Consider the following 16,486-nt stretch of genomic DNA (forward strand, 5'->3'; position numbering starts at 1 on the left):
CCATGACTGCTATGAATAAACTCTCACGTAGCGAAATGGCCCAGCGTGTGGCCGACGATATCCTCGAAGGATCTTACGTGAATCTCGGCATCGGCGTGCCGACGCTGGTGGCTAATTATCTAGGTGACAAGGAAGTGTTCCTGCACAGTGAAAACGGTGTGTTGGGCATGGGCCCGAGTCCCGCGCCGGGTGAGGAAGACGATGATCTGATCAACGCTGGCAAGCAGCACGTAACCCTGCTGGCCGGCGGTGCCTACTTTCATCACGCAGACTCTTTTTCGATGATGCGTGGTGGGCACATCGATATCGCCGTTCTGGGTGCTTTCCAGGTCTCGGTCAAGGGTGATCTGGCCAACTGGCACACCGGTGCCGAAGGTTCGATTCCGGCAGTGGGCGGCGCCATGGATCTCGCCACGGGTGCACGCCAAGTATTCGTCATGATGGATCACCTGACCAAAACGGGCGAAAGCAAGTTGGTGCCGCAATGCACTTACCCGCTGACCGGTATTGGTTGTGTGACCCGGATTTATACCGACATGGCCATTCTGGACGTTACACCCAAAGGCTTGCAGGTCAGGGAGATCCTGGCCGATATCAGCTTCGAAGATCTGCAATCCCTCAGTGGTGTGCCGCTGATCAAGTGACAAGGTCCATCAACTCATTAAACCCCGAAACCGGCCAGCGTCTACGGCTGACCGGTGAAGGCTTCTCACGCTTGAGTTGCACACTGCGGTAACCCATCATTGGGATATAGAGTTGAATTATTCAACTCTATATCCCAACTTCACTTTGCCAATGACACTCAAGCCTAGCGCCCCTCAACCGCCAACCTTGCCTGGATAATCCGCAAGCCCGACCTTCTCAGAATCGCGCAGGAACAACTTGGAAAATATCTTTCTCACCAGCGGTTTTCCCGCAATGTGCATAACTCCCCTCAACAGCGCCAACCCTGCGCGCGTGTGGGGCCAAAGCATGCGCGGCACGATCTTCGGCACGCCCTGCCCCTCTTTTACAAACGGCCGCATAACCCGTTCGTAGGCAGCCAGTGCGGCTGGAAGATCGTCCGTCTTCGACAACTCTCCAGCCAATACGTACCCACCCACGACCGCGAGTGTAGTGCCGATGCCCGATAAGGGAGTGGCGCACCAAGCAGCGTCACCGGTCAGCACAACCCTATTGGCATGCCAACGGCTCATCCTCACTTGGCGAAGAACGTCGAAATAGAAGTCATCGGTCTTGTGCATCCCCTCGAGAATGCGTGGAAAATGCCAACCGGCGTTAGAGAACCGCTCTTGCAGGAACTGTTTTTGCCGCTCGGCAGGCCATTGGTTCTCACCCTCGGGTTTTTTCTGCATGCCCAGGTAGACGTGTACGGTGTTCCCGCGGCCAGGTTTCAAAGTCGCACCGATGCCACCGAGCGTATTGTATTGACGGGCGAACGCACCATCGGCAGCGGTCTTTGGTATCGCGAAGTAAGCAATGGTGATGTCCATCCACTTGGGCTTGTTCTCCCCCGGGAAAATCAGTTCGCGAGTGGGTGATCCAACCCCCTCCGCAATGATGACCATATCGTATCGATCGGGGGGGCTGTTGTGGAATTGAACAGTGACGCCGCTGGCATCCTGTTGCACAGATGTAATGGTCTCGTCGAAGCGGTAGGTGCAATGCTGACGGGCCGGTTCGTAGATCATGCGGGCGATGTCGCCACGCATTATTTCCAGCTCTGCGGTCGGGCCGTCGCCTATATCGTCGACGGCAAAGCGGGCAATCGGGTTGTCGTGCTCGTCTACCCAATCGGTGCCGGCCTCGCCAGTGCTAAGGGCGAGAGCTGCTTGCTCCAGCCCCATTTTCCTCAATACTTCTCGGCCTGCTCCGCGCACATCGACGTTTTGCCCACCGTCGCGAAACCCAGGCGCTTTTTCGATCACGGTCACATTAAAGCCGTGGCGGGAAAGCCACCAGGCTGTGGTGTTGCCTGCAACACTTGCCCCACTGATGAGGATTTTTTTGCCCATGCGAATTCTCCTGTGATCCGCATCTTATATCACGCGTGATATAAATCAATATCATGCGTGATATAAATCAATATCATGCGTGATATAAATGGCTACTCCTCCAGATTCACGATGAAGCGCTTGAGCAACGCCACGAACAGGGTCGCTTCCTCTGCAGTAAATCCCTGCATCCCGCGCGCGTTGGTGTCCAGCAGGACCTGCCGCCCTGTTGCGGCAACCTCCTGACCGCGGGCGGTGATACTGACGTCTGCGGCGCGCTTGTTAGTGGCGACCACGGTGCGTTGGATAAGCCCCGCCGCTTCAAGCTTGTCGAGCGTGGCCACCATTGCCGGCTGTTTCACTGAAGACGCTTTGACCAGATCGCGCTGGAGCATGGGGCCGCGCCAGGACAGCCACAACAAAGGGCCTAACAGGGTCAACGAGGTGCCATGGGCCCGTAGCGCGGTCTCCGTCGCGCGGTTGAAAACGCGTTCTGCGTGAGTGGCTAGATAGCCCGGGGCGACGGCTGCTTCGGGGTGAATGTCTTTTTCATTTTTCATGCCGGTATTTTGTCGGAATTCAATGTCCAGCACTAGGTTCTGTACGTAAAGTGCCTGCGCGTCGACCATGCTGCGTTAAAAACAGGCTCGGAATGCTCATTGACAACCAGTCAACTCCGCTTCCTCGCCTGTTTTTGCCTTGCCTGATCGCCGCTCGGCGACTTTACGTACAGAACCTAGCTTGACGCGCTTGTACCCCCCCTGCGGCCGTCAAACAAGCCGATCGCCGCTGTTGCGGTCAGCGCAGCCCGAAGCCCATGCGTTTAAGCTCCTCGACGAGCGCTTCGCGCCCATGCAGGTTCGCGACACTGCTAAGCCTGTTGATCACCTGCTCTGACCACCCGGAAGCTTTCATCCCCTCACGCTGATAAAAAGCGCCCAAGCGCTCATCGTATTGAGCGACGGCAGCTACATCCGCCGCTACCGAATAGGTTTCGTGGTGAAGCACGGCGTTTTGCGGCAGTCTCGGCTTTACTTGCGCTGGCCGTTCGCTGGACGGATAGCCCACACACAGACCAAACACGGGATAGACCTGCGCGGGCAGACCAAGCTCTTGCGCCACGCCTTCAATGTCGTTACGGATAGCGCCGATGTACACACTGCCCAGCCCCAGAGACTCCAGCGCGACTACGGCATTCTGAGCCGCCAAAGCGGCGTCGATCGTGCCGAGCAGCAGGCTCTCCAGGTAAGGCACTGCTTCGAGTTCCACCTCTTGCTGCCCCGCCACCCGTGCGACCCGGGAAAGGTCGGCAAGCCAGACCAGAAACAGCGGAGCCTGGCGGATATAAGCCTGGTTGCCTGCCAGTGCTGAGAGGCGCGCTTTGCGGTCGCTGTCCTGAACAGCGACGACGCTCCAGACTTGCAGGTTTGACGAGGTAGAGGCCGATTGCGCTGCGGCGACCAGCGCCTGGAGGGTGCCATCGGGCAGTGGCTGATCAGTGAAGGCGCGCACGCTGCGATGGTCGAGCAGTAGGTCGATCGTCTCATTCCAGGGCTTGAGCGGCGAGATGTCTGCTGCCCCATAGCGGGCGGCCAGTTTCGATTGGGCGTTGACTGTCATTGGGTATCTCCAAATAGGGACCGAGCCTAGGTTCTGTACGTAAAGTGCCTGCGCGTCGACCATGCTGCGTTAAAAACAGGCTCGGGCGCGAGTCCGATCGGAATGCTCATTGACAACCAGTCAAGTCGAATGCGACTCCAACCGTTCCTCGCCTGTTTTTGCCTTGCCTGATCGCCGCTCGGCGACTTTACGTACAGAACCTAGCAAATCCCCGCTTACTCGTGCACTTTTGCTCTACAGAGCAGGTCATTCGGTACGTGCGTTCAGCGCTTGGCCGGTTGCATAGAACTGCCCCCCAGCGATGTAATGCAGGCTTCTGCGATCCGGTTCAGCCTGTTCAAAGTGCCAGTGGCCGTTATCGAAGACCCGGGAATCCGCCCAGGCGCCTACCACCTCGCCAACGAACAGGTCATAGGTATTCTCGATATGGGGCTCCGGAATTCGGCGGCATATCAGCCAAGCCGCGCACCCCTGTACCAGCGGCACGCCGTGCTCGGGCATATCGAACAGCTCTGCGCCTGCGTTGGCGAGCTTGTTGGGGTCTTTGGATAGACTCGTGTTACCTAAGTCATAGGTCAGTTGCAACTGCGCCACGGTCGGCACCTGCAGAGCAAAAAAGCCGCTGTCGATAATAAGCTTGCGAGTTGCGGCGATTTTGTCGACCACCAGTGTCACTTTGGCGGGCTGGAAATCCAGACCACACGCCCACGACGCGGCCATGACATTATCTACGCCAGCATGCCGAGCAGAGACCAATACCGTTGGGCCATGATTGATCAGTCGGTAGGCTTTTTCTAGCGGTACCGCAACTATGTAGTCTGACATTGGAGGTTCGTCCAGATTGGCTATGGGGCAAACCTGGAAGATACCTCTGCAACGTGCGGCTCACCACTGGGTGTTGATGTTTATCGCGCGCTGGAGGATCTCACACTGCAAAGCCTGGCCTCCTGCCGCACCAGTAAACGGTCAATTTCGCGCTTTGCAGTTTCACTGAGCGACAACCCGGGTCGACGCTGCGCCGAACAAGCGATGGCCGCCCTCTTCTCCAGCACATACTTCCTCACCGCCAAACCCAAACCAGGTTGTTGCTCGTAACGCATGAGCGGTAAGTAGGCGTCGAAAAGATCATGCGCTTCGTTGTACTTGCCCTGCTGGCTTAGGCGCACCACATCGACCATCATTTCCGGGAAGGCGAACCCAGTCATAGCCCCATCGGCGCCCCGTTGCATCTCCTCAGGGAGAAATAGCCCGGCATTGCCGCAAAGAATGGAAATGCGTCGGGCTCCTTTGGCCTCGGCGGTGCGCAGGTCGGTGACCTTTTGCAGGCCTGGCCAGTCCTCGTGCTTGAGCATGACGATGCTCGGGTGAGCGGCGAAAATCGTTTGGAGTGTGCTGGAAGAAATCTGCACCCCTGTCGCCAGCGGAAAATCCTGCAGGACCACGGGCACATCGGGCCCCAGGGTTTCCACTACGTTGCGGTAATAATTGATGACTTGCTCATCTGTCCGCAGAGCAGAAGGAGGAGCCACCATCACACCGGCTGCGCCCATATCCATAACCGCTTTGGATAGTTCTCCCAGTGCCGCCAGGCCGGGTGCGGAAACGCCGACCACCACGGGCTTTGTTTCCGATCTAAGTAAGACGCGGCGCGTCACCTCCACCGACTCCGCTTGAGTCAGTTTCGGTGCTTCACCCATCATTCCCAGGATGGTCAGGCCATCGGCACCTTTTGCATAATAAAAGTCGACGACTCGATCGAGGCTGGCAAAATCGATGGCACCGTTCGTTTCGAACGGCGTGACACCAATAACGTAAACGCCTTTTGAGTGGGTGCTGATCAGCGGCACTTTCAATCTCCTTACTTGGGTCTTGAGCGCACTGTTTAATACAGCGCGGCGGCAGAATGCGCAGTCGTAGAAAGGTGCGCTCGCTGCGAAATAGGTGGGTGGAAATGCCGCCTTACAGCACTTTTCCAGGGTTGAGTAATTGATTGGGGTCCAGCGCTTGCTTAATGCTGAGCATCAATTCCATTTCCACTGGCGACTTGTAATGACGAACTTCGTCACGGCGCAATTGCCCGACGCCATGTTCGGCGCTGATACTGCCATTGTGCTGCATCACCAGGTCGTGGACCGCGCGGTTCAGTTCGGCGGTATAACGGTGGTAATCCTCAGCGCTTACATCCCAGGGCAGTAGCACGTTGTAGTGCAGATTACCGTCACCCAAATGGCCGAAGTTAAGGAGCTGCAAGGCTGGGAATTGCTTACCCAATAAGGTATCGGCTTCGCTGATGAACGCCGCTAGCCTGGAGATTGGCAGCGCGATGTCGTGCTTGACCGCCTTGCCGGCGCGCACCTGGGCCTGGGAAATGCCTTCACGCAGGCGCCAGAACTGCATGGCCTGGGTCTCGTTGCTGGCCACGACGGCGTCGTCGATCCAGCCGGCCTCGAGGCCTTGGCCAAGGGACTCGGTAAGCAACGCCGCGAGGTCTGCAAGACGGGTATCACTGAGCTCTATCAGGGCGTGGTAAGCGGTCTGGCTCGATAACGGCGCCACAGCACCGTCGACATGCTTGAGAACCAACTGCAGGCAGGCATCGGAAAGCATTTCAAAGGCCACCAGGCGCTCCCCACAGGCGCTGCGCAGATGGGCCAGCAATGCGGTCAATTGCTCTGGCGTCTGGCTGCCAACCCAGGCTGCGCAACGGCCCAGTTGCTGGGGGTAGAGCTTGAGCACAGCGCCGGTGATAATCCCCAGGCTGCCTTCTGAACCGATGAACAGGTCCCGCAAGTCGAAGCCCGTGTTGTCCTTGCGCAAGCCGCGCAAGCCATCCCAGATGCGCCCATCCACTAACACCACTTCCAGCCCCAGGGCCAAGCTGCGCATGTTGCCGTAGCGCAGCACAGCGGTGCCGCCAGCGTTGGTCGCCAGGTTGCCGCCGATGGTGCAACTGCCCTCCGCCCCCAGACTGAGCGGAAACAGACGATCGACGTCGCGCGCGGCTTCTTGTACTTGCGCCAACAGCACACCCGCATCGACGGTGATGGTGTCATTGATGGGGTCGACCGCGCGAATGCGTTTCATGCGTTCGAGTGAGAGCACGACCTGGGCGCCGCTGGTGTCCGGGATGGCGCCGCCACTCATTCCGGTGTTACCGCCCTGGGGGACGATCGGCAGGTTATGAGTATGGCAAAGCCTTACGGCGGCACTGACTTGCTCGGTGTTTGCCGGGCGCAACACTACCGGCGTGGCGCCTTGCCATTTGCCCAGCCAGTCGCTGCAATAGGCCTGACGGGCTTCAGCGTCAGTGACCACGCCGCTTTGGCCCAGCAGCGCGATGAACTGTTCAATCAATTGTGGCTTCATCAGGCGCCCTCTCCATTCAGCAAAATTCGTCCTAGGGCCATGGCCGCGGCGGCCTGGCAGGGTTCAATCACGGGCACGTGCAATTCGCGCTCAAGGGCTTGCCGGTAGGCGGCCATGCCGGCGCAGCCCATGATCAGCACGTCGGCTTGATCGTCGTCACGCAACTGGCGGCCGACCTGCAGCATCCGCTGCAAGGTGGCGTGCGGGTCGGCCAGTTGCGTCATGCTCAGTTCAACGGCGCGCTCCCCGGCGAAGCGCTGCAGCACGCCCATTGCACCGTAAGTGCGCAGATGCCGACCCAGCACGCTGCCCTGCATGGCGATCACACCGAAGCGCTGGCCACGGCTCAAGGCATCGAGCACGGCGCATTCGCCGATGCCAAACACCGGCCGCCGGCTGATTTCGCGCAGCAGGGCCAGGGCCGGATCGCTGAAGCAGCCGATGACGAATGCGCCGGCGTTTGCCTGGTGTTCGCTGATAAGTCGGCCAAGCATGGGCGTGACCTGTGCTAAGTCCTGCTGGCTTTGCACCGCTGCCGGCCCTTCAGTAAGGGTCAGGCAGTTGATCGGCGGGCCGCCGGCCATACGCAAAGGCCCCAGTGCCGAATCGATGCCAGCGGTGACGGCAGCGTTACTGTTGGGGTTGATCACCCATAGAGGCAAGTACATGACGGATCACCACAGCAAAGACCGCAAAGGTCGATGCGCTGCAGTGTAACCAGATGCACTAGGCATGTTTGTTGCTGATTCGTTTGCCGTCCATAACGTACCGTTATGCGCGTTTGTGCGCTCAAGGAAGGACCATGTCGTTGAACTTGCGTCAAATCGAAGTCTTTCGCGCGGTGATGACCACCGGCTCCATTACCGGTGCTTCGCGTTTATTGCTGGTCTCGCAGCCCGCGGTCAGCCGCCTGCTGTCCTATACCGAAAGCCGCTTGGGGTTTGGCCTGTTCGAACGGGTCAAGGGGCGCTTGTACCCTACTCCCGAAGCCAAAAAGTTGTTTCGAGAAGTCGAGCAAGTGTACCTAGGGGTGCAACGCGTCAATACCCTTGCCCATGAATTGGCCGAACGCGCTGAAGGCTCCGTACATATCATTGCCTCGCCGAGCATTGGTCAAATGCTCATCCCACAAGCGATCGCCGCTTTTCGTTTGCTCCAGCCACAGGCCAAATGCACGTTCAGCTACATGAGCCACGGGCCTTTACGCGACGCGGTGCTCGATCAGCATGCCGATTTGGGGGTGGTGATCATGCCCATGGAACACCCTAATCTGGAGGTTACCGGGCTCTGCAAGGGGCGCATGGTCTGCGTCGTACCCTACAACCATCCGCTGTCGCGGCGCTCGACGCTGCATCTCAAAGACTTGCGCGGCTCACCGCTGATTAGCTACGACCGCGCCACACCGTTCGGCACGATCGTCAGCGCCATGTACGAGGCCGCCGACGAGCCGATGACCGTGGCTATCGAAGTCGGCTCGCCGCAAAACGCCTGCGCGCTGGTGCAAAGCGGTGCGGGGGTAGCCCTGGTCGACGAGTTCTCGGCCCGTAGTTGGGGCCAGGGCGCATTCGTGGTGAGGCCTGTCGAAGGCTCGCCGGAACTGGTCGCCAGCCTAGTGCACAGCAAGTACGAGCCGATGTCGCAACTGGCCCATGAGCTGGTCAAAGCGATGAAAAAAGTATTGTTCGACCATGGCTACAACATGCTGAGTGCGGCCTCAGAGGCTTAATCCGTTGTTATGGCTTTGCTATGAAAAAGCATACGACAGCGCGCTACCGGCAACGCAAGAATGCAGCCATCAGCTCAGCGACGCAGGTCCTCCCTCATGGCGCGCAAAGGCTTCGGCGGTGTTCGTTGCCTCTGCCCTACCCCTTGCGCTCGCTTTGGTCGCCGCTCGACGTCGGTGGCCGCCAACCCATTGAATAAGGAACTGAACATGGATCTGGGCCTCACTGGAAAAACCGCACTGGTGTGCGCATCGAGCAAGGGGCTAGGCAGGGCCTGCGCCATGGCTCTGGCAAGTGAAGGCGTGACGGTGACCCTTCTGGCGCGGGGCGCAGAGGCACTGCTGGCCACCGCCGAAGCCATCGCCGCCGCAACAGGCGTGCAGGTCACTACGGTGGTCTGTGATATCACCACGGCCCAGGGACGGGCCGCGGCGCTTGCTGCTTGCCCTGCCCCGGACATTCTGGTGACCAATGCCGGAGGGCCACCGCCTGGGGACTTCCGCGACTGGCAGCGCGAGGACTGGATCGCGGCGCTCGACGCCAACATGCTGACCCCCATCGAGCTGATAAAGGCGACGGTCGACGGCATGCAGGCGCGCGGCTTCGGCCGTATCGTCAACATCACCTCAGCGGCAGTCAAGGCGCCTATCGATGTGCTGGGGCTTTCCAACGGCGCGCGTTCGGGCCTGTGCGGTTTCGTTGCGGGGCTGGCTCGCAAGACCGTCGCCCATAACGTCACCATCAACAACCTGCTGCCCGGGCCGTTCGACACGGATCGTTTGCGCACCACCGCTGCCGCAGCTGCCAAGGCCAGCGGTAAAAGCGTCGACGAGGTGCTCGACGCGCGACGCCGCAGCAACCCCGCGGGGCGCTTCGGCGACCCTGCCGAGTTCGGCGCCGCCTGCGCCTTCCTGTGCAGCCAGCACGCGGGTTTCATTACCGGGCAGAACTGGTTGTTGGACGGCGGTTCCTTCCCCGGCACGTTCTGAGCCTTCCATGGAGCGCCTTCGATGAGTGAGTTCGACCTGACTGTCCGCAATGGACGCATCGCCACGGCGAGTGAAACGTACGAAGCTGACATTGGTATCCGCGACGGGCGTATCGTCGCTCTGCAACAAGGCCTGGCGCCTGCGGCGCACGATATCGACGCAGCCGGGCGCTGGGTATTGCCCGGGGGAATCGACAGCCACTGCCATGTCGAGCAGCTATCCGGCATGGGCGTGATGTGTGCCGATGACTTCTACAGCGCCACCGTGTCTGCAGCCTTTGGTGGAACGACCACCATTATCCCTTTCGCCGCTCAGCACCGTGGTCAGCTTTTACCCGACGTAGTGGCCGATTACGCGCGCCGAGCGGCGGAAAAAGCGGTAGTCGACTACGCGTTTCACCTGATTTTGACCGACCCGACTGAACCAGCGCTGACCGACCATTTGCCCACACTGATCCGTGACGGCATCACCTCCTTCAAGGTGTTTATGACCTACAAGGCGCTGAAGCTGGGTGACGATCAGATCCTTGATGTGCTGGCCGTGGCGGATCGCGAGGGCGCGCTGGTGATGGTGCATGCGGAAAACAACGAAATCATCGATTGGCTGGTGCGTCACCTGCAAGCCCAGGGCTACACCGCGCCCAAATACCATGCCGTCGCCCATGCGCCGCTGGCCGAGGCTGAAGCCACAAACCGGGCGATCACACTGGCGCGCTTATTGGATACGCCGATGTTGATCGTGCATGTGTCCCAGGCCGAGGCGATTGCGACCATCGGCACAGCCCAGCGCCTGGGCGCGCATATCCATGCAGAGACCTGCCCCCAGTACCTGTTTCTTAAGGCCGATGACCTTGACCTACCGGGCGTCGAAGGCGCCAAGTTCTGCTGTAGCCCACCACCGCGCGATGCCGCGAGCCAACAGGCGGTATGGCAAGGCTTGCTGGACGGGACACTCAAGTTGTTCTCCTCGGATCACGCGCCGTACCGCTATGACGACTCCGGCAAGCTGCCCAACGGCGAAAAGACCACCTTCAAGCAGATAGCCAATGGCTTGCCAGGGCTTGAAGTACGCATGCCCCTGCTGTTTAGCGAGGGTGTGCAGACCGGCCGCCTCACCATCAACGAATTCGTGGCCCTGACCGCCACCAACCATGCCCGCATGTATGGCTTGCTACCGCGCAAGGGCACTATCGCCATAGGCAGCGATGCCGACATCGCGATCTGGAACGCTGAGCGCGAGGTGCTGATCAGCCACAGCATGCTCCATGACAACGTCGGCTATACCCCTTACGAAGGCCGTCGTATCAAAGGTTGGCCGGAGGTGGTCATCAGCCGTGGCCGCATAGTGGTGCAGGATCAAACCCTGCAGGTTGGCCGTGGCTCGGGACAATACCTACGCTGCGGGGTGCCGGAGCCTGTTCTCAAGGCCCGTGCGCTGCGCCCGCCTGACAACTTTGTTCGGACCTTGTTCGAACATTCCCAAGCCTCGCAAAAGGATGCCCAATGAAGACTCTATCGACTATGGCGGTACTGTTCGTCAGCGCTTGGCTCACGTCTCCCGTGGTGGCCGCAGAGGCGCCCTTGCGTACCGCCGTGGACGCGACCTTCGCACCCCACGCGATGCCAAACCTGGACGGAGGCCTGCAAGGCTTCAATATCGACATGGGCAATGCCGTAGCGCAGCAAATGGGCCGCACCCTCAACATTGAAGCCGCAGAATTTTCCGGGCTGATTCCGGGGCTGAACGCCAAGCGGTACGATTTTATCCTGGCCCCGGTTACGGTCACGGAGGAGCGTAGCCAGGCGCTGCTGTTTTCCGAAGCCTACCTGGATACCGATTACACCTTCGTGCAGAAGAAAGGCGCTGCGCCGCTCACTACCCTGGACGCGCTCAAAGGCATGAAGGTGAGCGTCAATAAAGGCTCGAACTACGAGGGCTGGGCACGCGCCAACGCTGAAAAATACGCTTTTAACTTCGATGTCTACGGCACCACTGCCGATGCCATACAGGCCGTACTGTCGGGACGCGCTGACACCAACCTGTCTGGCAACACCGTGGCCGGTTATGCGGCCAAGCGCAACCCACTGCTGCAAACCAGCTACACCATCAAAACAGGTGCCGTGTGGGCCCTGGCGTTCCGTCACAACGACGAGGATGGGCGTGAAGCCGTGTCACGCGCGGTCAAATGTCTTAAACAAAATGGCACCTTGGCCAAGTTGGCGCAGAAGTGGTTTGGTTTCACTCCAGGCGCAGAGTCCGCCGCGGTGAAAGTCAGCCCCGGCTACGGGGTGCCTGGCATGCCGGGCTATCGCGATACGCCAGTCACGCTGGATTGCCGGGTATGAGCAGCAACCGCTACCCGATCCTCGAGTTGGTGGGCCTGCACAAGCACTACGGTGATCTTGCAGTGCTCAAGGGTATTGACCTGCGCGTGCGCCCCGGCGAACTGGTATGCGTGATTGGCCCGTCGGGTTCGGGCAAGAGCAGCATGTTGCGCTGCTGCAACCTACTCGAACAACCCAGCGGTGGTCAGGTGATAGTGGATGGTGACGACCTCACCCAACTTTCCGCCAACCTCAACCGCATTCGCCAGAAAATCGGCATGGTGTTCCAGCAGTTCAATCTTTACCCGCATCTGGATGTGCTGGGTAATGTCAGCCTGGCGTTGCGCAAGGTGCAAGGTCTGTCACGCGCCGAAGCTAACCAGCGGGCTCTGGCGGCGCTGACCCGGGTGGGCCTGGAAAGCAAGGCTAAGGCGTGGCCCACGGCGTTGTCTGGCGGCCAGCAGCAGCGCGTCGGCATCGCTCGGGCGATCGCTTTGCAGCCTAAAATCGTGCTGTTCGACGAGCCCACCAGCGCACTCGACCCAGAGCTGGTCGGCAGTGTCTTGCAGGTTATGCGCGAGCTGCGCGAAACCGGCATGACCATGCTGGTGGTCACGCACGAAATGGCCTTCGCGCGCGCGGTGGCCGACCGCGTGGTGTTTATGGACGGGGGTGTGATCGTCGAGCAGGGTGCGCCAGAAGACGTATTTGGTGCTCCGCAGCATCCACGCACCCAGGCGTTTCTCAGTGGAGTAAGCCAGTGATGGACATCGACAGCCTGCTGTTCACTTTCGCCAACGGCGCCATTGCCGCACGCTACTGGCCGGACATCGTCGCCGGCATGCTCCTGACCCTGGAGTTGAGCGTGCTGATAGCCCTCAGCGGCCTGGGACTGGGTTTGCTACTGGCATTGATACGCTCATTGGGCTGGCGGCTACTGAACATTCCCATCGTGATCTTCGCCGATATGCTGCGTGCCCTGCCGCCGCTGATCCTGATTATCATGCTGTTCTTCGCCTTCCCCTATGTCGACTTGGCCATGTCCGCGTTCACCGCTACCTGGCTGGCCCTCACCCTCGTGCTCGCCGCCTATGCCGAAGAAAGCCTATGGGCGGCTATTTGCGCGGTCCCCCCAGGGCAGCGGGAAGCGGCGCGGGCCAGCGGTTTGTCGTGGTGGCAGTGCATGTACGCGGTGGTACTACCCCAGGCTTGGCGTCTGGCTCTGCCGAGCTTGACCAATAGAGTCATAGGCGTCGCTAAAAACACCGCACTGGGTTCTGTCGTGGCGCTGAGCGAAATCCTCAACAATGCGCAATCGGCCAGCAGCAACGCCGGCAACCCCACTCCCCTGGTGCTAGGCGCACTGGCCTACTTGGCAATATTCATCCCAGTGGTGCTGTTCAGCCGCTGGCTGGAAACTCGCCTGGCGTGGAGGCTGTAATGGAAGCGCTGCGCGAGAATTTCTTTAATCTTCAGGTCTATGGGCAGGTATTTCCCTATCTGTTGAATGGGCTGTGGAGCACCGTGTGGTTGTCGTTGCTGGTGATCCCCCTCGGCCTCTTGACTGGCTTGGCGCTTGCGATCGTAGCGACCCGCAGTCGGCCGCGCTGGCCGAGGGTGTTGGTGGCGATTCACGTGGATTTCTTCCGCGCTTTTCCGCCATTGGTACTGCTGATTTTCATTTATTTCGCGACGCCGTTCTTTGGCTGGGACATGCCCAAACTGGCCGCCGTTGCCCTGGGCTTTACCCTCAATACCTCCAGCTACTACGCCGAAGTATTTCGCGCAGGCCTTTCCAGCGTGCCTAAGGGGCAAGATGAGGCTGCGCGCTCCACGGGCCTGGGCGCCTGGCAGGCGCTATGCTACGTGACCATCCCCCAGGCCACGCGCAATGTGCTACCGGACCTATTGGGCAATAGCATCGAGGTGGTGAAGATGACAACCCTGGCCAGCGTCGTGGCGCTGCCTGAATTGCTCAAGGCCGCGCGTGATGCTCAGTCGATGATCTACAACCCGTCGCCCGTCGTACTTGCCGCCCTTATGTACCTGCTGCTGTTGTGGCCGCTGGTGCGCCTGCTCAGCCACATCGAGCGGCGCCACTTGGGGCAGGCGCGGCGGCGAGTGCGGCAAAAGCCTGCGTGAGCTCGCGCTACTGGATAACGTCCACCCACTGAGCCTTCACCAAGCTTGCCAACCGCTCGGGCTCAATGCGCACCGCCGCATTGACCGCCCCACCGGCCGGAAACACCACTGCGAAGTCCTTCAACGATTGATCGCAAAACACCCGCAGCGGCTCAACCAAACCAAATGGGCAAACGCCACCCACCGGATGGCCCGTCTGCGCCTCAACCTCAGTAGCGTCCAGCATCCGGGCCTTCACCCCGAACTGCTGTTTGTACTTACGGTTGTCCAAGCGAGCATCTCCCCGAACCACCAACACGATCACTTCGTCATTGACCCGCAGCGACAGGCTTTTGGCGATCTGCCCAGGTTCAACGGCCAGCGCTTGAGCTGCCAGCGCGACGGTGGCCGTACTGGACTCAAGCTCGACTACTGCAATATCCGGGGCATGTTGGGCGAGAAAAGCTTTAACTGACTGCAGACTCATGTTCAGATGTCCCTCAAGAATAGGTTCTGGCGCAAAATACACCACCGACCCATAGGGCGAAACAGCCCACTGTTGCAGTGTTTTGTGAAGCAGGCCACTGATCATTTCCCCCCTTGCTCTCAATAGGGACTGGCCGTAGGCCGCACCACAATCTCGCTCACGTCCACATCATCCGGCTGTTCAATCGCATAAGCCAACGCCCGGGCAATAGCGTGCGCCCCAAGTGCGACGCTGCGAAATGCCTGCATGGCTGTGCGGGCGGTTTCGTCGGAAATTGAGTCGGCCAGTTCCGACTCCACCACGCCTGGGCAAACCACGGTCACGCGGATATTGTCGTGCTCCTGGCGTAGGCCGTCCGAGATTGCCCGCACCGCGAATTTAGTGGCGCAGTACACGGCCGCGGTCGGGGACACGGCGAGGCCACCGATGGACGAGATATTGATGATCTGGCCATAGCCTTGCGCCTGCATGCCGGGCAGTACCGCGGCGATGCCGTGCAGTACGCCACGAACGTTGACGTCGAGCATCTGGTTCCACTCCTCGACTTTCAGCGCTGCCAGGGGCGACAGCGGCATGACGCCGGCGTTGTTAATGATCACGTCGATTTTGCCATGCTGCGCCTTGGCAAAGGCCACGAAGGCCTGCATGGCGGGGTAATCGGTTACGTCCAGGGCGCAGGCGCTGGCCGAGCCGCCTTGCGCACGGATCTCGGCGACCAGCTGGTGCAGGCGGCCAATACGGCGCGCGCCCAGCACCACATGGGCCCCTCTGGCGGCGATCAGCCTGGCAGCGGCTTCACCGATGCCGCTGCTGGCGCCGGTGATGAGGACGACTTTATCTTCGATTTTCAACATGTCTAACTCCCTGGTTGGTGACACGAGGTTAAGAGCACTCGCCCCGCCAACGTGTGCCAAAACCTGCACATCCGTTGCCTATTTATGCCGAATCGTAGCCGCCCCCGAGGCATGCCATGGCGCTGGGGCCCGGCGTCAGCGTTGCGCTAAAAGCAACAAACATCCCAAGCCTCGGTTATTGCCGTAGCGTAACGGGGGTGACCATACTCGGCCCATCCGCAACAGGAGATGCATATGGGCCCTCTTTGGCAGCACCTGCGCCAGCAAGCTCAGCAGTTGAGCGAGCGCAACCCGGTATTGCGCGAGTACGCGACGAGTCATCTGTTGGCGTATGCCTCGTTCGAGGCGGCACTGGCGGCCAACCTTGCCCGTCAATTGCAAGGCCAAGCCAGCCAGGTGGCGTTAGAGGGCTGGTTCAAGTCCATTATCGATGCCCACCCGGGCATCGCTAGCGCAGCCGCTGCGGATATCAACTACCTGGAAACCGTTAACCCTGCGTGCCCAGACCACCTCACAGCGTTTTTGACGTTTCGCGGAATCCAGGCGGTTCAGGCTTATCGGCTGGCCCACGCGCTGTGGACGGAGGGCGACGTGCAAAGCGCTGTGCTGCTGCAGAACTGGGCAGCCAACACTTGGAGCATCGATATTCATCCGGCAGCGCGCTTGGGGGCTGCGCTGTTCGTCGACCACGGCATTGGCTTGGTGATCGGTGAGACCGCGGTGGTCGAGGACCAGGTGAGCCTCTGGCACGGGGTTACGCTGGGCAGCACCCTCAACGAAGCCGGCGACCGGCATCCAAAAATTCGCCGCGGTGCACTGATTTGCGCTGGGGCGACCGTGCTGGGCAATATCGAGGTGGGCGCTAACGCCATCGTCGCGGCAAATTCGGTGGTGCTCAAACCGGTGGCGGCGGCAACGGTGGTGGCTGGTACGCCGGCGAAAGTCGTCGGCGACGCGCCGGCATCGCTGGCGACCTTTACGGCAAAATCCACACTCTAACAGGAGGC

The 16,486-nt window shown here is 60.1% G+C and carries 18 protein-coding genes; 9 read left to right on the forward strand and 9 right to left on the reverse strand.

The window, feature by feature from the left end; genetic code table 11:
- The first annotated feature begins 2 nt into the window (after positions 1-2).
- Complete coding sequence (locus QCL65_RS13705; protein WP_407309456.1) at positions 3-644, forward strand: 3-oxoacid CoA-transferase subunit B; 642 nt, start codon at positions 3-5, stop codon at positions 642-644.
- A 174-nt stretch (positions 645-818) separates the two neighbouring features.
- Here QCL65_RS13705 and QCL65_RS13710 read toward each other — a convergent pair whose 3' ends face one another.
- From QCL65_RS13710 to QCL65_RS13740, 7 genes are all read right to left on the reverse strand, one after another.
- Positions 819-2,015, reverse strand: coding sequence for an FAD-dependent monooxygenase (locus QCL65_RS13710; protein ID WP_407309458.1), 1,197 nt, complete (start codon positions 2,013-2,015; stop codon positions 819-821).
- A 92-nt stretch (positions 2,016-2,107) separates the two neighbouring features.
- Positions 2,108-2,623 (reverse strand): MarR family winged helix-turn-helix transcriptional regulator, encoded by a 516-nt coding sequence (locus QCL65_RS13715; RefSeq protein WP_407309459.1) that lies wholly within the window; start codon positions 2,621-2,623, stop codon positions 2,108-2,110.
- A 169-nt stretch (positions 2,624-2,792) separates the two neighbouring features.
- Positions 2,793-3,614 carry an oxygen-insensitive NADPH nitroreductase gene (gene nfsA, locus QCL65_RS13720; protein ID WP_407309461.1) on the reverse strand — a complete coding sequence of 274 codons (822 nt, stop codon included), beginning with the start codon at positions 3,612-3,614 and terminating at the stop codon, positions 2,793-2,795.
- Between the two features lie 246 nt (positions 3,615-3,860).
- Positions 3,861-4,439, reverse strand: a complete 579-nt coding sequence (locus tag QCL65_RS13725; protein WP_407309463.1) for a flavin reductase family protein — start codon at positions 4,437-4,439, stop codon at positions 3,861-3,863.
- A gap of 80 nt (positions 4,440-4,519) precedes the next feature.
- Positions 4,520-5,461, reverse strand: coding sequence for a dihydrodipicolinate synthase family protein (locus QCL65_RS13730; protein ID WP_407309465.1), 942 nt, complete (start codon positions 5,459-5,461; stop codon positions 4,520-4,522).
- 112 nt (positions 5,462-5,573) lie between these two features.
- Complete coding sequence (locus QCL65_RS13735) at positions 5,574-6,980, reverse strand: FAD-binding oxidoreductase (RefSeq protein ID WP_407309467.1); 1,407 nt, start codon at positions 6,978-6,980, stop codon at positions 5,574-5,576.
- Positions 6,980-7,648 carry an aspartate/glutamate racemase family protein gene (locus QCL65_RS13740; RefSeq protein WP_407309469.1) on the reverse strand — a complete coding sequence of 223 codons (669 nt, stop codon included), beginning with the start codon at positions 7,646-7,648 and terminating at the stop codon, positions 6,980-6,982. Before QCL65_RS13740 ends, QCL65_RS13735 begins: the two co-directional genes overlap by 1 nt.
- A 134-nt stretch (positions 7,649-7,782) precedes the next feature.
- Here QCL65_RS13740 and QCL65_RS13745 point away from each other — a divergent pair, with 134 nt between their 5' ends.
- The 7 genes from QCL65_RS13745 to QCL65_RS13775 all read left to right on the forward strand — a co-directional run bounded on the left by QCL65_RS13745 (position 7,783) and on the right by QCL65_RS13775 (position 14,159).
- Positions 7,783-8,706, forward strand: a complete 924-nt coding sequence (locus tag QCL65_RS13745) for a LysR substrate-binding domain-containing protein (protein WP_407309471.1) — start codon at positions 7,783-7,785, stop codon at positions 8,704-8,706.
- A 207-nt stretch (positions 8,707-8,913) separates the two neighbouring features.
- Entirely contained in the window at positions 8,914-9,693 is a 780-nt protein-coding gene (locus QCL65_RS13750) for an SDR family oxidoreductase (RefSeq protein WP_407316847.1), read from the forward strand.
- 21 nt (positions 9,694-9,714) lie between these two features.
- Positions 9,715-11,199, forward strand: a complete 1,485-nt coding sequence (gene hydA / locus QCL65_RS13755) for a dihydropyrimidinase (RefSeq protein WP_407309473.1) — start codon at positions 9,715-9,717, stop codon at positions 11,197-11,199.
- Positions 11,196-12,038: a transporter substrate-binding domain-containing protein gene (locus tag QCL65_RS13760; RefSeq protein WP_407309475.1), complete on the forward strand. Its 843-nt coding sequence runs from the start codon at positions 11,196-11,198 to the stop codon at positions 12,036-12,038. The genes hydA and QCL65_RS13760 overlap by 4 nt, the downstream gene beginning before the upstream one ends.
- Complete coding sequence (locus QCL65_RS13765) at positions 12,035-12,781, forward strand: amino acid ABC transporter ATP-binding protein (RefSeq protein WP_407309477.1); 747 nt, start codon at positions 12,035-12,037, stop codon at positions 12,779-12,781. Before QCL65_RS13760 ends, QCL65_RS13765 begins: the two co-directional genes overlap by 4 nt.
- Positions 12,781-13,458, forward strand: a complete 678-nt coding sequence (locus tag QCL65_RS13770; protein WP_407309479.1) for an amino acid ABC transporter permease — start codon at positions 12,781-12,783, stop codon at positions 13,456-13,458. Before QCL65_RS13765 ends, QCL65_RS13770 begins: the two co-directional genes overlap by 1 nt.
- Positions 13,458-14,159 (forward strand): amino acid ABC transporter permease, encoded by a 702-nt coding sequence (locus tag QCL65_RS13775; RefSeq protein WP_407309481.1) that lies wholly within the window; start codon positions 13,458-13,460, stop codon positions 14,157-14,159. Before QCL65_RS13770 ends, QCL65_RS13775 begins: the two co-directional genes overlap by 1 nt.
- 7 nt (positions 14,160-14,166) lie before the next feature.
- On the opposite strand, the gene QCL65_RS13780 is transcribed toward QCL65_RS13775, so the two are convergent.
- Positions 14,167-14,625, reverse strand: a complete 459-nt coding sequence (locus tag QCL65_RS13780; RefSeq protein WP_407309483.1) for a YbaK/EbsC family protein — start codon at positions 14,623-14,625, stop codon at positions 14,167-14,169.
- A gap of 119 nt (positions 14,626-14,744) precedes the next feature.
- Positions 14,745-15,479, reverse strand: coding sequence for an SDR family oxidoreductase (locus QCL65_RS13785; RefSeq protein ID WP_407309485.1), 735 nt, complete (start codon positions 15,477-15,479; stop codon positions 14,745-14,747).
- 234 nt (positions 15,480-15,713) lie between these two features.
- Between QCL65_RS13785 and epsC the strand changes: the two genes are divergently transcribed.
- Positions 15,714-16,478: a serine O-acetyltransferase EpsC gene (gene epsC / locus QCL65_RS13790; RefSeq protein ID WP_407309487.1), complete on the forward strand. Its 765-nt coding sequence runs from the start codon at positions 15,714-15,716 to the stop codon at positions 16,476-16,478.
- Positions 16,479-16,486 lie beyond the last annotated feature (8 nt).

The organism is Pseudomonas sp. nanlin1, from assembly GCF_045571515.1.
Classification (GTDB): Bacteria; Pseudomonadota; Gammaproteobacteria; order Pseudomonadales; family Pseudomonadaceae; genus Aquipseudomonas.

Excerpts from the sequence above, each read along its gene's own strand:
- QCL65_RS13705 (WP_407309456.1), top strand. The coding sequence starts at position 3 with ATGACTGCTATGAATAAACTCTCACGTAGCGAAATGGCCCAGCGTGTG.
- QCL65_RS13710 (WP_407309458.1), bottom strand. The coding sequence starts at position 2,015 with ATGGGCAAAAAAATCCTCATCAGTGGGGCAAGTGTTGCAGGCAACACC.
- QCL65_RS13715 (WP_407309459.1), bottom strand. The coding sequence starts at position 2,623 with ATGGTCGACGCGCAGGCACTTTACGTACAGAACCTAGTGCTGGACATT.
- nfsA (WP_407309461.1), bottom strand. The coding sequence starts at position 3,614 with ATGACAGTCAACGCCCAATCGAAACTGGCCGCCCGCTATGGGGCAGCA.
- QCL65_RS13725 (WP_407309463.1), bottom strand. The coding sequence starts at position 4,439 with ATGTCAGACTACATAGTTGCGGTACCGCTAGAAAAAGCCTACCGACTG.
- QCL65_RS13735 (WP_407309467.1), bottom strand. The coding sequence starts at position 6,980 with ATGAAGCCACAATTGATTGAACAGTTCATCGCGCTGCTGGGCCAAAGC.
- QCL65_RS13740 (WP_407309469.1), bottom strand. The coding sequence starts at position 7,648 with ATGTACTTGCCTCTATGGGTGATCAACCCCAACAGTAACGCTGCCGTC.
- QCL65_RS13745 (WP_407309471.1), top strand. The coding sequence starts at position 7,783 with ATGTCGTTGAACTTGCGTCAAATCGAAGTCTTTCGCGCGGTGATGACC.
- QCL65_RS13750 (WP_407316847.1), top strand. The coding sequence starts at position 8,914 with ATGGATCTGGGCCTCACTGGAAAAACCGCACTGGTGTGCGCATCGAGC.
- hydA (WP_407309473.1), top strand. The coding sequence starts at position 9,715 with ATGAGTGAGTTCGACCTGACTGTCCGCAATGGACGCATCGCCACGGCG.
- QCL65_RS13760 (WP_407309475.1), top strand. The coding sequence starts at position 11,196 with ATGAAGACTCTATCGACTATGGCGGTACTGTTCGTCAGCGCTTGGCTC.
- QCL65_RS13765 (WP_407309477.1), top strand. The coding sequence starts at position 12,035 with ATGAGCAGCAACCGCTACCCGATCCTCGAGTTGGTGGGCCTGCACAAG.
- QCL65_RS13770 (WP_407309479.1), top strand. The coding sequence starts at position 12,781 with ATGGACATCGACAGCCTGCTGTTCACTTTCGCCAACGGCGCCATTGCC.
- QCL65_RS13775 (WP_407309481.1), top strand. The coding sequence starts at position 13,458 with ATGGAAGCGCTGCGCGAGAATTTCTTTAATCTTCAGGTCTATGGGCAG.
- QCL65_RS13780 (WP_407309483.1), bottom strand. The coding sequence starts at position 14,625 with ATGAGTCTGCAGTCAGTTAAAGCTTTTCTCGCCCAACATGCCCCGGAT.
- QCL65_RS13785 (WP_407309485.1), bottom strand. The coding sequence starts at position 15,479 with ATGTTGAAAATCGAAGATAAAGTCGTCCTCATCACCGGCGCCAGCAGC.
- epsC (WP_407309487.1), top strand. The coding sequence starts at position 15,714 with ATGGGCCCTCTTTGGCAGCACCTGCGCCAGCAAGCTCAGCAGTTGAGC.